The 12,728-nt window shown below is 65.3% G+C and carries 9 protein-coding genes; 2 read left to right on the top strand and 7 right to left on the bottom strand.

All coding sequences use genetic code 11. The features are described 5' to 3' along the window. Positions 1-90 precede the first annotated feature (90 nt). Positions 91-2,079: a methyl-accepting chemotaxis protein gene (locus tag R2N11_RS10080; protein ID WP_316680990.1), complete on the bottom strand. Its 1,989-nt coding sequence runs from the start codon at positions 2,077-2,079 to the stop codon at positions 91-93. Positions 2,080-2,263: 184 nt separating this feature from the next. Between R2N11_RS10080 and R2N11_RS10075 the strand changes: the two genes are divergently transcribed. Further along, positions 2,264-3,223: an alginate lyase family protein gene (locus R2N11_RS10075; protein WP_316680989.1), complete on the top strand. Its 960-nt coding sequence runs from the start codon at positions 2,264-2,266 to the stop codon at positions 3,221-3,223. Between the two features lie 7 nt (positions 3,224-3,230). On the opposite strand, the gene R2N11_RS10070 is transcribed toward R2N11_RS10075, so the two are convergent. Both R2N11_RS10070 and R2N11_RS10065 read right to left on the bottom strand, forming a co-directional pair. Continuing rightward, positions 3,231-5,975, bottom strand: coding sequence for a bifunctional glycoside hydrolase/polysaccharide deacetylase family protein (locus tag R2N11_RS10070; RefSeq protein WP_316680988.1), 2,745 nt, complete (start codon positions 5,973-5,975; stop codon positions 3,231-3,233). A gap of 158 nt (positions 5,976-6,133) precedes the next feature. Then, positions 6,134-6,922: an SDR family NAD(P)-dependent oxidoreductase gene (locus tag R2N11_RS10065; RefSeq protein WP_199030677.1), complete on the bottom strand. Its 789-nt coding sequence runs from the start codon at positions 6,920-6,922 to the stop codon at positions 6,134-6,136. A gap of 284 nt (positions 6,923-7,206) precedes the next feature. On the opposite strand from R2N11_RS10065, the gene R2N11_RS10060 reads away from it, so the two are divergent. Beyond that, positions 7,207-7,704, top strand: a complete 498-nt coding sequence (locus R2N11_RS10060; RefSeq protein WP_316680986.1) for a MarR family winged helix-turn-helix transcriptional regulator — start codon at positions 7,207-7,209, stop codon at positions 7,702-7,704. Between the two features lie 31 nt (positions 7,705-7,735). Here R2N11_RS10060 and R2N11_RS10055 read toward each other — a convergent pair whose 3' ends face one another. The 4 genes from R2N11_RS10055 to R2N11_RS10040 form a co-directional block, all read right to left on the bottom strand. After that, entirely contained in the window at positions 7,736-10,237 is a 2,502-nt protein-coding gene (locus R2N11_RS10055; RefSeq protein ID WP_316680985.1) for an ATP-binding protein, read from the bottom strand. Further along, the gene (locus tag R2N11_RS10050) at positions 10,234-10,938 is read right to left on the bottom strand and encodes a response regulator transcription factor (RefSeq protein ID WP_316680984.1); all 705 of its coding nucleotides are present in this window, start codon (positions 10,936-10,938) and stop codon (positions 10,234-10,236) included. The genes R2N11_RS10055 and R2N11_RS10050 overlap by 4 nt, the downstream gene beginning before the upstream one ends. Before the next feature lie 222 nt (positions 10,939-11,160). Beyond that, the gene (locus tag R2N11_RS10045) at positions 11,161-12,105 is read right to left on the bottom strand and encodes a S1C family serine protease (protein ID WP_430715428.1); all 945 of its coding nucleotides are present in this window, start codon (positions 12,103-12,105) and stop codon (positions 11,161-11,163) included. Next, positions 12,102-12,683, bottom strand: coding sequence for a hypothetical protein (locus R2N11_RS10040; protein WP_199030522.1), 582 nt, complete (start codon positions 12,681-12,683; stop codon positions 12,102-12,104). Before R2N11_RS10040 ends, R2N11_RS10045 begins: the two co-directional genes overlap by 4 nt. Between the last annotated feature and the right edge of the window lie 45 nt (positions 12,684-12,728).

The raw sequence follows: 12,728 nt of genomic DNA, 5'->3' as shown, positions 1-12,728 counted from the left end.
TCCTCAACGTACAGGTTTGCACAGATTCCCCGCATAGCTGTGTGCCAACTGCAACATTTCCTCAACCTTCTGCAACCCTCCGTTGCGCGCTCAAGCCAGCCGGAACACATCCACTGCGCCGCGCAGTTCCTGGGCCTGCTGACGCAGGCTTTCGGCCGCGGCGGCAGCTTCTTCCACCAGTGCGGCGTTCTGCTGCGTCACCTCGTCCATCGACGTCACCGCCTGGTTGACCGCTTCAATGCCCTGCGACTGCTCGCGCGAAGCATGGCTGATCTCGCCCATGAAGCCGGCGATGCGCTCGACGCGCGTGACGATGTCCTGCATGGCATCCCCCGCACCGCGTGCGGCTTCGTTGCCGGCCTGCACTTCCTCCACCGAGCGGTTGATGAGCACCTTGATCTCCTTGGCTGCCGCCGCGCTGCGTTGTGCCAGGCTGCGCACCTCGCCCGCCACCACGGCAAAGCCGCGGCCCTGTTCACCAGCGCGGGCGGCTTCCACGGCGGCGTTCAGCGCCAGGATGTTGGTCTGGAAGGCGATGCCGTCAATGATGCCCGTGATGTCGGCAATCTTCTGCGCGGTAGTGTGGATGCCCGACATCGTGCCGACCAGGCGCTCGACGGTCTGCCCACCGGCATTGGCCGCCTGACTGGCGGACTGCACCATGTCGTGTGCATGCTGCGCGCTGTCGGCGTTCTGGCGTACGGTGGCGGCCAGCTCCTCGATGCTCGAGGCGGTGCGCTCCAGGCTGCCGGCCTGCGCCTCGGTGCGCGCAGAGAGGTCAGCATTGCCCGCAGCGATCTGGCCGGTGCTGGAGGCAATGGTGGACGCGCTGGCACGCACCTTGTCGACGATGCCCGAGAGGCCATCGCCAACGCCGTTGATGGCACGCATCAGCTGGCCGATCTCGTCACGGCGCGTGGCGGGCAGGCGGTGCGTCAGGTCGCCGGCGGCCACGCGCTCGGCCACGGACACCACTTCGGCCAGCGGCAGGCTGACTGCGCGGCGCAGCATCCACCACAGGCCGGCGGCCAACAGTGCGCCCAGCGCCAGACCGAGCAGCAGGAAGCGGTTGCGGGCAACGACCAGATCGGCTTCCAGTTCGTCTACGTAGGCGGTGCCGGCGATCACCAGCTTCCAATCAGGGTATTGCGAGAAGACGGTGAAGCGCTCGCGCGCGGCGCCACCCTCGGTGTCGGCCAGCGCATGGCGCAGGATGCCGTCGCGGCGCTCGATCATCTCGCGCACCCAGGCCTGGCCGGTAGCGTCCTTGGCATCGAGCAGGTTCTTGCCTTCGCGCGCCGTGTTGCGGTCGATCAGCACCTTGCCCTGGTCGGCGCCGGGCTTGCCGTCAATGACGAAGTAGCCACCGGTCTTGCCGATGGTGTGCGCGCGGATCTTGTCCTTGAGCAGCGCCAGTTCAGTCCGCACATCCACACCCACGTACAGCGCGCCGACGACCTTGCCGGAGGCATCGCGCACCGGTTCGTACTTGCTCATGTAGGGCACGCCGAACAGCCACGCAAGACCGCGGAACGGCTCGCCGGCCATGAGCGCCTTGTAGCTGGGGTGGGCGCGATCGAGCAACGTGCCAATGGCGCGTTCGCCGTTTTCCTTCTTGAGCGAAGTCGTCACACGTACGAAGTCGTCGCCGGTACGGGCAAACACGGTGGCGATGGTGCCGCCGGTGCGGGCGAAAAATTTATCCGGCACGGTGTAGTTCAGGTTCAGCACCGTGTCGCCGCTCCTGAAGGTGGGCGTGGGCTTGCCGGCCACTTCTACGGTCTGCACCGGGTCCACGCTGTAGGGGCCGGGGGCGGCATCGGCAAAGGCGGTGAGGAAGCGGTCCGCCTCGGTGCGCATGGCGCCGTCGAAGAGCGCGATCATGTCACGCATGGCGGCCTCCTGGTCGCGCATGGCCGATTGTGCGTTGGCTTCCAGCGTGCGCAGGCTCGAATGCGAGTTCGCCAGCGCAAAGGCACCAAACACCAGCACCAGGGCAATCAGGCCGATGACTGCCAGCCGCGTGCCGAGGCTGGTGGCGGGTTGTTCAGAGGCGGAGTGGCGAGGAGGCGTTCGCATACTTTTTCCTGGTGATCGACAGTCGGGTTAACAACGGATCACCGGCGAAAAGCTTGAGCGCAAACGTTTAACAGTCGTCATTGTCCGAAAAATCAGACAATGTCCGACGCACCGGACAGCGGGCGGCCACCCGCCTAGAATGCTCTGGCCGCTCCCTTCCGCCCAACACGAGCCAGGACACGACATGCGCATTCTCCAGCCGCTATGCCACGGCATCACCTTCGCATTCACCGCCGCAGCCTTGCTGTGCGCGATGCCGACCGCCCAGGCCGCCTGCGTGGTACCGCCTGCCGAGCACACCATCGACCCACCCGGTTTCTACGACGATCCGGCCGGGTACCAGCAAGCCGTCAAGCCGATGCGCGCCTACATCGACCGGCTCAACAAGGCCGCGGAGGCCGGCGACTGGGCCTGCACGATCGATCTGCTTGAGGGCTGGGCGCAGGGCGACGCGTTGATGGGGCCGATCACCGGCTACCAGGGCTACTACGAACGCTCGTGGGCAGGGACAGATTTCGCGCTGGTACGCATGCGTGCGCAAAAGCTTGGGCGCCTCGATGCGTCGCGCGCCGCCATCATCGACAACTGGCTCACCCGCATCGCCATGGCCACACGCGATGCGCAAGAGATCAACAGCCTGCACAACAACTTGACCTACTGGGCCGGGCTCAACCTGGTTGCCATCGGCACGGTGGCACGTCGGAGTGACCTGGTGGACGATGGCGTCGCCCGCGTGCGTGAAGGCATCCGCGACATCGGCCCGCACGGTGAACTGCAGCGCGAGCTCAAGCGTGGCAATCGCGCACTGCACTACCACACGTTCGCGCTGCTACCCCTGGTATTCGCGGCCGAGCTGGTCAGGCCTCGCAATATCAACCTGTATGCCGAAAACCAGCACGCGATCGGCCGACTGGCAGACCTGGTCACGCGCGCGGTGCAGGACCCGGACAGCTTCCGCGCCGTAAGCCCCATCAAGCAAGACCTGTTTCCGTGGACTTTCCAGGACGAGCTGTCGTGGATGGAGCCCTACTACGCCAGCCAGCACGACTCGCGTCTGCCAACGCTGATTGCGGCACGGCGCGCTTTCCATGAATGGCGACTGGGCGGCAACGTCACACAGGCGTGGGGCGTGACGTTGCCTTAGCGCCGCGCTACGCGCCGCAGGTCAGCTCCACGCGCTGCGGCACCAGCTTGGCCGGGTTGCCCGCACCCAGGTCGATGCGCCAGTCGGCGCCGTGCGTGCCGGTCACCTCGCGGCCATCCACGGTGGCGCGGCAACGCGCGGCGTTGGCAAAGCGGATGAACGGACGCGTATAGCCCGCCACGTCGACAGACAGCGAACGGCCATCCGCACTGCGCTGCCAGTTCGACAGCCGACCACTGGCATCGCGCACGTAGGGCTGCGTTTGCTGGGCGCTGTCCAGCGTGAAGCGCGCCGAGCCGCTCGTCAGGTGGATGTAGGTGCCACCCGGGCGTGCCGCGTAGCCCGCTACGTCACGTGCATCGGCCAGGCGCGGTGCGCCGGCGCCAGCCCAGCGCACGGTTCGGAGATCACCGTTGCCGCGCACCACCCAGGCGTCGCCATCACGCGCGACGGCAAAGCTGCGGAAATCGAGCACCTTGTGGATGTAATCCGATGCGTAGATCGGCATGACCGGTTGCGTGAGCGCCCAGTCGTACACCTGTCGCAGCGCGCTCAGTGAAGCGAGCTTGGTGCCGGAATACATGTGGTAGTAGATCCCGATCGGCTTGAAGCGATAAGGCTTGTCGGTCAGCTCGAACGTTTCGATGGCGCGCGAGAAGCCGTAGTACGGGCCGTGCCAGAGGTTGGTATAGATGTTCTCGTTCTGCTCGGGTGCGAACACCTGGAACAGGCCATTGCCCTTGTCCACACCCAGCGGCGCCACGGCCGTCCAGCTCGGGTTGGAGCGCGTGATGTACGTGTCGCCGCCGTTCATGTTGAGCACGCCGGCCTCGGTGGCCTTCTGCACCGCAATCGGCGGCACCTGACCGTTGCCGCTCCACAGCAGCACCTCCACACGCTTACCCGCAGGCGCCAGCTTCGTGTTGATGTAGCTGATCGAGCCCGCGATCTCGCGGTCGAAGCTGAAACGGTAGTTGGGGATGTTCAGTGCGAAAGAATCGTTGCCTTCAGGCGCCTTGTCATCTGACGGCTCGAGCGGGTTGGTCGTGCGCAGCCAGTTGAACGGGTGCGAGAACGTATGGCTTGCCAGCTCCACATACGGCTGCGCGAAGATGGCGCGCGCGATGGGCTCCAACTGCGACGTGAGCTTGGGATACATGCCGTCGGACGCTACCTCGCCCTCGATGATCGACACGGTGGTCGGCACCTTGTAGCGCTCGAAGATCTCGCGCAGCAGTGCTTGGCCCGAGAACTCGCCCGGCGGAAACTCGGTGCGCGAAGCAAAACCGTCGCCGTCGATATGCACGGTCATCAGGCGGCGGCCGTTCTCGGTGGTGGTGTCGGGCACCGGCATGACAGGCAACGCCAGCGCGCGGCGCAGGAAATCTAGCGGCTGGATCACCCAGCGCGCCTGGTCCACGTCGGGCATGCGGAACACGCCGAACGGCTGCAGTACGTAACCGCCCCACGGCGTGATGGCCGCCGCGTCATAGGTATAGCTGCCCGCCGACAGGCGCAGCAACGATTGCATGCCGGCCACGCTTGGGTCCACCTGCACCCCCACGGCGGTACGCCGATCAGGATGCGGCTGTAGCTCGAAGCCGATCATCGGGTCGCGCGAAACGATGGAGAGCGGCCCCTGCGGCGTACCCGATACGGTCTTCAGGCCAAGCGTCTGCGCCATCGACGCATCCATGCTCATGCCGAACTGGTTGAACATCGCCACGCGCACGCCGGCGCCCACGGCACGCCGAAGCCAGGATGCCCAGGCGCCCGGGCGCGGTGCGTTGGCATCAAACCAAGTAACGACACCTGCGTAGCGATCGGGTGTGACAGGCGGGAGCGGCTTGTAGGCGTCAGCAAATTCAACGCGATAGCCAAGGTAGTTGATCGGCATGGCCAGATACAGGACCGACGGCGCTGTATTGGCACTGGTGCTCGGCTCTTGTGGCTCGACCAGCAGCACACGGCGCGGCATGACCTCCAGGCGACCGATGCCGATGAAATCCACGCCGGGTGTGGTGGCGTAGCTGGTGACGCCCGCGGCGCGCGCCACATTGGCGGTCTCGCGCAGGCAGGTGCGGTCGTAGCTGGCGCAATAGTCCAGCGCAACGGCGGGCAGATGGTACTGCGCGCCAATGCTGCGCAGCGTGGCAACGCGGGCAGTGCGATCAGCATCGCTCACATCTTGCAGGCCTTCGCCGCCGATGCGCTCACGCACAAGGCCGGGCGTGACCACGCCGGACAACTGCGGCGCCAGCGTATCGAGCCACGCGGTGCCGCCCGCCAGGAGCTTGGCCTGCGGGGCACGCGCATGCAGCGCCTGCACCAGTGCCGACACCGTGCTGTCGGCATTCGGGGTCTTGGCCGCCAGCGTATCGAGCCCATCGAGCAGGAACCCCTGATAGCCCTGCGCAAGCAACGGCGCAAACACGTGATCGAGCACGTTGGCCGGCCATGTGCTGTCGCGCATCGCCTCCACCTGCTGTGTCAAATCAACGCGCGCGAGCCACAACGTGGGCGATGGCTGCTTCGGGTCGAAGGTGCCGGCTGCCACCGGATCGAGCACCACCCAGTCAAAGGCCTGCAGTTCGGGGGCCGGTACATCGCGGCCGTAATAGAAGGCGATCTGCGGATCAGGGCTGGTGGGCTGCGCGTGCGCGACAGCAGCCCCACACGCCAACGCAACGGCACCTAGCCATGCGGACCAACGCCATTGCCGATTGCTCCTCACCGCCCGCCTGCTCTGCATCCCGATCCTCAAGCATTGATCCTGCTTCCATTGTGTCGGGCTGGCGTGCGATTGCAACGTTTCTTGGTCGCTGCACATCGCCCGTCGAGTTGTCTTGGCAACACACGGCGGGCGATGCGCAGCGAGCAGCCGACGACGGTGTCACCGGAAAACGCAGCCTAGAATGCCGACTTCACCACCCCGCCATCCACACGCAGCGCTGCACCCGTGGTGGCGGCCGACAGCGGACTGGCAACATAGGCAACCAGGTTCGCCACTTCCTGCGGCGTGGCAAAGCGCTTGATGAGCGAAGTGGGCCGCGCGGTCTCGAAGAACGTCTTCTCGAACGCTTCGAAGCTCTGGCCACCCGAAAGCTTGCCCACGAATTCATCCACGCCTTCAGACCGCGTCGGCCCTGGCAGCACCGCATTCACGGTGACGGCGGTGCCAGCGGTCACTTCGGCCAGCCCGCGCGAGAGGCCCAGCAGCGCCGTCTTCGTCACGCCGTAGTGGATCATCTCGGCCGGAATCTGCACGCCGCTCTCGCTGCTGATGAAGATGATGCGGCCCCAGTTCTGCGCCTTCATTGCGCCCAGGTAGGCACGCGAGAGCCGCACGCCGCTCATCACGTTGACGTTGAAGAAGCGCTGCCATTCGGCATCGTCAATCTCTTCAAATGGCTTGGGGTCGAAGATGCCGAGGTTGTTGACGAGCACGTCGACCTTGGGATAACGGGCGAGCAGTGCCGCCACCTGTTCGGGGGCAGACAAATCTCCGGCAAAGGACTCGACTTGGGCGTCAGGCACCTCGGCACGCAGGCGGCTGATGGCATCGGCCACCGAGGCTTCGGTACGGCCGTTGACGATGACGCGGGCGCCTTCGGCAGCCAGTGCTACAGCAATGGCATGACCGATGCCCTTGGTGGAGCCGGTGACGAGGGCAAGCTTGTTCTGAAGGTGGAGGTTCATGGCAATAGAAAAGGGAATTTGGAGGAGAACGAGCACGTCACGCCACTTGGGTTGAACCCGCTGCGGCCCTGACGTTTCAACCATGATACGAACCACCGCACCCCTTGGCAGCCGCAATCGTTTTGCAGCGATATCCAATGTGATTTGACGATCGGCCTTGGTGTCGATCCCGGCTTGACGGCCTGGGCAAGCGCCGATTAGTGTGCAATGAAGCACGCTCCGCGTTACGGGAACGCATGGCGCGCCTTACAAGCCGGATCACCGGTAGAACGGGGAGCATCACCATGAACACCGACGTACAAATTCCACCAGAGGCCACCGCCATGGGCGGCGGCACGGGCGAAGGCGCCTATCAGGTCGACACCATGGATCGCGACACCAACGTCGGCCGACTCGTGCATCGGGTCCGGCATGCGCTGGTGACGCATATCGATAGTGCACTGGCATCGATTGATCTGACCGCCGCGCAGTGGATGGTGGTCATCTATCTGGCCGAAGACCTGGCGACCACACCGGCCGAACTCTCGCGCCTGCTGCACTACGATCCGGGTGCGATGACGCGGCTGATCGATCGGCTCGAGAAGAAGAACATCGTGAAGCGTGCACCGAGCGATGCCGATCGCCGTTCGGTGGTGGTCACGCTCACGGAGCAAGGCCGCGCGCTGTATCCGGAGATCCGGCCCTTGATCATCGATGTGCTGAACCACTTGCTGCGCGGGTTCTCGCAAACCGAAGTCAAGCAACTGGAAAACCTGCTGCTGCGCGTACTGCACAACGCCTGAGCGCGCTGCGCACGGCAAACGGCAGGACGGGTCAGCCGACGGTGCTATCGGCGCGGAGTTGGTCGCGCTGGCCGCGCAGTTCGGCCAGCGCTGCGGGGGCATCGGCCGGAATCGCGCCGGCCTGCGCCAGCGCCGCCTCAAGCACGCGCGCGCGCTCGGCAATCGCGGCCTGCTCCACCGTCAGCGCCGCGCCCTTGATCCGGTGCGCCACGTAGCGCGCTGCGGTCGGGTCGCGCGCATCCAGCGCGTGGGCCAGGCTTTCCAGATCGTCATCCAGCGAATCCAGATAGATCGACCAGAGATCGCGGTCTTCCCCAGCCGGGGCGGGTGTGACCGCGCGCAGCGTGTTCTGGCTGTCGTCGCTGCCGGCGACATCGCACCATAGATCGATCATGTCGCGCAGCGCATCCAGGCGGATGGGCTTGGTCAGCATGCCGTCCATGCCGCTTTCCATCACGCGCTGCTGGTGCTCCTCATCCACCGCGGCGGAGATGGCGAGGATGGGCGTATGCGTGCCGGCACCGGCCTCGCGCGAGCGAATGCGCGCCGTGACCGCATAGCCGTCAATATCCGGCAGGTAGCAGTCCATCAGGATGAGATCGAACGTCTGCGCCGCAGCCTTCTCCAGGGCCTGCGCGCCGTCAGCGGCGAGTTCGGCATCGCAGCCGAGCGTGTTCAATTGGTCTTCGATCACCATCAGGTTGGTGGGTTGATCGTCGACCACGAGCACGCGCGGGCGCGGCTTGCCGGTTTGCGCTGTCACCGACACCGTCTGAGGCGGCGCCGTTTGCGGCTCGGCATCGGGCAACCCGACAGGTTCGGGCGCGATCGTGGTGGTGCGCGCATCGGTAACGGGGCGTGCCGCCGCGGCTTGCGCCTCCTCCATCGTCGCCACCTCGGCTGGCAGGATGACGGTAAAGACCGTGCCCGCCCCCGGCGTGCTCTGCACTTCGATCCTGCCGCGCATCAGGCGCACGAGTTCGCGAGAAATGGACAGGCCCAGCCCCGTGCCGCCAAAGCGCCGCGTGGTGCTGGAGTCAGCCTGCTGGAACGCCTTGAAGATGGTGCGCTGATCTTTCTGCGCAATGCCGACGCCCGTATCGGCCACGTCGATCGTGAGCGTACCCGCCGCGCCCCGCTTGGCTGCCGGCACGTAGGACATGCGTACCGTCACCCCGCCGTGCTCGGTGAACTTGACCGCGTTGGACAACAGGTTCAGCAGGATCTGCCGCGTGCGTGTCGGATCGATCCGCAGACACAGAGACGGATCGACACCGCTCATGAACGTGAGCGCCAGACCCTTGCGTTCGGCACGCCAGCGCACCACGTCCAGGGCATCGTTGATCCAAGGCAGGATCGGCGTGGGCAGCAATTCAAGCTCGACCCGCTGGGCTTCCAGCTTGGAGATGTCGAGCACGTCATCCAGCAGCACCAGCAGCGTCTGCGAGGCGGTGGTCGCCACATCGGTCAGGCGCTTCTGCCTATCGTCAAGCGGCGTGCGCTGCAGCAGCTCGACCGATGAGAGGATGGCATTCATCGGCGTGCGGATCTCGTGGCTCATTACGGCCAGGAAACGGGTCTTCTCGCGTTCACTGCGTTCGGCGCGTTGGCGCTGCACCCGCGCGCGCCATGCCAGAAAGAGGATGCCGGCAATCGCTGCGGCCACCAGGGCCAGCTCGCGCGCCCGATAGCGCAGGATCGAGCCGTAGGAAGGCGCGCCATAGTCCACAACTTCGAGCCAGTGGCGCTCAAAGACGTCGGTGTCCGCCGCGGTGAGCGAATGTAGCGACTTGTCCAGAATCGAGCGCAGCAGCGGCTGGTCCGTGCGCACGCCCATGAACAGCGGCACCGGCAGATCCGTGAGTACACCCGAGACATGCAGCGCGTTGGCAAAGCGCCGGCGCAACAGCGGCTCGGCGGCGTAGTTGGTGGCGGCGGCAACGTCGGCCGAGCCATCGGCGACGGCCTGCAGGGCCGCATCCGTCGAATCAAACAGCAGCAGGTGCGCACGAGGCAGCTTCTCGCGCATGAGGATCTCGGTAGCGCCGCCGCCAATGATCGCCACCGTCATGCCGTCCAGTTCATTCAGATGGAAGATCGTGCGCTGCGAGGCGCGCGCCACCGCCAGCGTGGCCCCCATGAAATATTGGTCGGTCAACAGCAACTGCTGTTTGAGCGAATCAGACGCAGCGAGCGTGGAGAGACTCGGCAGCAGGTCGACTTCGCCCTTGAGAAACGCGTTGCGGCTTTGGGCCCAGTTGTTGATCGGCACCGGCTCGAAACGCAATCCGCTGACACGGCTAATCGCATCGAGATAACTGGACGCCAGCCCTTGCGGCTTGCCCTGCTCGATGTACTCAAAGGGTTTCCAATTCTCCCGGTACGCAACCCGCACAACCGGATGCTGCGCAATCCAGGCCCGCTCTTGCGGGGTGAACTGGGGTGTTTGCTGCGCAGCAGCCAAGAGCGGCCAGCCGGCAACCACCAGAGCGCAAGCGGTGAGGCAGCGTGCAAGGCGCCGCCGCAAGCTCACTGCCCCTCCAACTCGTGCTTGATCTTGAAAAGTTCGGTATCGGTACGGATGCCCAGCTTGCGATAGGCGGACTGCTTCTGCGAGCTGATGGTCTTGATGCTGCGCGCGAACTTCTCGGCAATATCGGACACGGACATGCCGTCCAGACAGCAGCGCAGCACTTCGCGCTCACGCGGGCTCAGTTCGGGGCGGTCCACCAGTGCGGAGAGCTGGTTGCCATCCACTGCGGATGTCGGGGCCGGCGCGTCGGCGGCCAGCGCATCGCGCTCCATCTCGGCAGCCAGCGTGGCATTCAGGCGCTTGCCACCCGCCGCCACGGTGCGGATGGCCCGCACCAGTTCCGACAGTTCTTCTTCCTTGCCCACAAAACCGCGTGCACCGGCGTGCATCACCAGCCCGACCGTCGCTTTGTTGTGATGTGCGGAAGCCACCAGGATCCTCAGATCCGGGTAGCGCACGCGAATCAGGCGGATCAGGTTCAGCCCATCGATCTCGGCAGGCCCGAGCGAATAATCCATCAGCAGGATGTCCACCTCGACGGCGTTGTCCTTGAGCGCCTGCACGACCTCCCGGCCCGACGCGAACATGCCGCTGACCTCGATGTCGGCCTCCTGCTTCAGGCGCGCGGCCAGGCCGTGACGGACGACCGCATGGTCATCGAGCACGACCACGCGGATCGGTCGGGTCGCGGTCCAGTTCATGTTGGCAGATTCCTATTCAGCTTGTTTGGGATGGTTGCGCGGGGGCTGACTTTACTGCGCCGCAGCACTCAACGTTGCGACACAAATTTGAGCCATCGCGGGTCGGGCCTTCGATTGACTCAATCCGAGGCTACCCTAGCTCCAGACGACACAAACGATCACAAATTTAATGTCTTATTGTCTGTGATAACCGCCGTGGACACCAGAAAACATGGCCTGGCGTCACTTTCCCTCGACGACCGTATCGTCGCGGGCATAGATGGAGCAGTTCTGATAGCGCTCCTTGCACCACGACACCGCGCGGAACTCCGCGTTCTGGCCCCATTGGTAGATGAACTCATCGCCATCGGCCGCCACGAACACCTTCGGCCAGGGCTTGCGCAAATATTCAGCAAAGCCGGCCTGCGCTTTCGGGCCAAGTTCGCCGGACTTGCGTGGGGTTGCAGTAGCCGGTGTGGTGCCCGACGGGGGCGCCGCTGCCGCCTTGGCGGTGGACAGCGCAGCCGCCCGCTCGGCCAGCGCCTTCTGCGCCCGCGCCGGCACGTCGTTGATCCAATCGGCCGGGGCCGCAAAGTTCAGATTTTGCCCGTACGCGGCCGACACCATGCGCGAGGTGATGCCCACCAGCCGCGCATTGCTGTCGAACAGCCCGCCGCCGCTCGACCCCTGCGAAATGGCGGCGGACGTCTGGATGGCCCGGAGTTGTCCGCTTTCGTCGTGCCGCAATGAAGAAATCAGCCCTTCGCTGATGGTGAGATCAAACCCCAGCGGGTTGCCGATCGCATAGACCTTCTGCCCGGTCACCAGCGTGCTGCTGGGGGCGATGGTGACGGCCGGGTAGTGGAAATCGGCGATGCGTAGTTGGCACAGGTCGCGCTCCACATCGGGATACAGCAGACGCGCACCAAAGGTGGCGTTGCCGCGCTTGACGCTCACCTGCTTGCCGCCGCGCAGCACGTGGCAGTTGGTAATGGCCAGCCCGTCGCCGATCACCACCGCACTGCCCAGTGCGGTCGGCCGGCCAGTGGCGTCGGCCACAAGCACCTCCCAGATGCTGGGGGCGACCTTGGCGAAGACATGGGCCGGCTCCAGCGCAGCGGCAGGCATGGCGCTCAATGCCGCAGCAGCGGCGAGGCACGCGCGAAGAATCAGGGTGCTACGGCTCATTGTGGGGTCAGCAGATCGGAAAGGTCGCTCAGTGTGGTGGAGCCATCTTCGGAGCGGGTCTTGTCGCGCAGGAAGGCGACATCGGCATCCGTCAGGTCGGGGCAACTTCCGGTGCCCCAGGCCGGGTTGATGTGGTACGCGCGGTAGCGGACATTGAGGGCGTGCCACGATTTGCCGTCGTCCGACTCCGCCACGCCGGCGCGGCAGACGTGGGCGTTGGCCGGGTAGCTGGCCGTCATCTTGTACTGCTTGCCCGGCTGCGGCACGAACGTTGCCGTGACGCCGCAGCGGTAGGTCATCGTGCCGGCCGTGCGGAAGAAACTGGCGCCCAGCGTGGTCGGCACGCCAGCCAGCACGCGGATCGGCCGGGTCGCATCATTGGGCTTGAGTGCGGTGCGCGGGCCGCCGCAGGACTTGGCCTCATCAAAGGTAAGGATCGTGGCGTTGGTGCTGGACAGTGGCCGGATGAAATCCACCGTGGCGGTCTTGGCGCCGGCTGGCGGCTCGTTATAGGGCATTGCGCAACCGGCCAGCCACAGCGCGCCCCCTGCTACCGCCGCGATCGTTCGGATCGTCATGCGCCCCCCCGGCACTCTTCAATTGGATTGTTCGATGTGATTGGC

This window comes from Ralstonia flaminis (genome assembly GCF_958415495.1).
In the GTDB taxonomy this organism is placed as follows: Bacteria; Pseudomonadota; Gammaproteobacteria; order Burkholderiales; family Burkholderiaceae; genus Ralstonia; species Ralstonia flaminis.
This window is presented reverse-complemented; position numbering and strand designations above follow the sequence as displayed.

What these genes read in the sequence shown, in the direction of transcription:
- R2N11_RS10060 (WP_316680986.1), top strand. Translation starts at nt 7,207, where the DNA reads ATGAACACCGACGTACAAATTCCACCAGAGGCCACCGCCATGGGCGGC.
- R2N11_RS10045 (WP_430715428.1), bottom strand. Translation starts at nt 12,105, where the DNA reads ATGAGCCGTAGCACCCTGATTCTTCGCGCGTGCCTCGCCGCTGCTGCG.
- R2N11_RS10065 (WP_199030677.1), bottom strand. Translation starts at nt 6,922, where the DNA reads ATGAACCTCCACCTTCAGAACAAGCTTGCCCTCGTCACCGGCTCCACC.
- R2N11_RS10050 (WP_316680984.1), bottom strand. Translation starts at nt 10,938, where the DNA reads ATGAACTGGACCGCGACCCGACCGATCCGCGTGGTCGTGCTCGATGAC.
- R2N11_RS10070 (WP_316680988.1), bottom strand. Translation starts at nt 5,975, where the DNA reads ATGCAGAGCAGGCGGGCGGTGAGGAGCAATCGGCAATGGCGTTGGTCC.
- R2N11_RS10080 (WP_316680990.1), bottom strand. Translation starts at nt 2,079, where the DNA reads ATGCGAACGCCTCCTCGCCACTCCGCCTCTGAACAACCCGCCACCAGC.
- R2N11_RS10040 (WP_199030522.1), bottom strand. Translation starts at nt 12,683, where the DNA reads ATGACGATCCGAACGATCGCGGCGGTAGCAGGGGGCGCGCTGTGGCTG.
- R2N11_RS10075 (WP_316680989.1), top strand. Translation starts at nt 2,264, where the DNA reads ATGCGCATTCTCCAGCCGCTATGCCACGGCATCACCTTCGCATTCACC.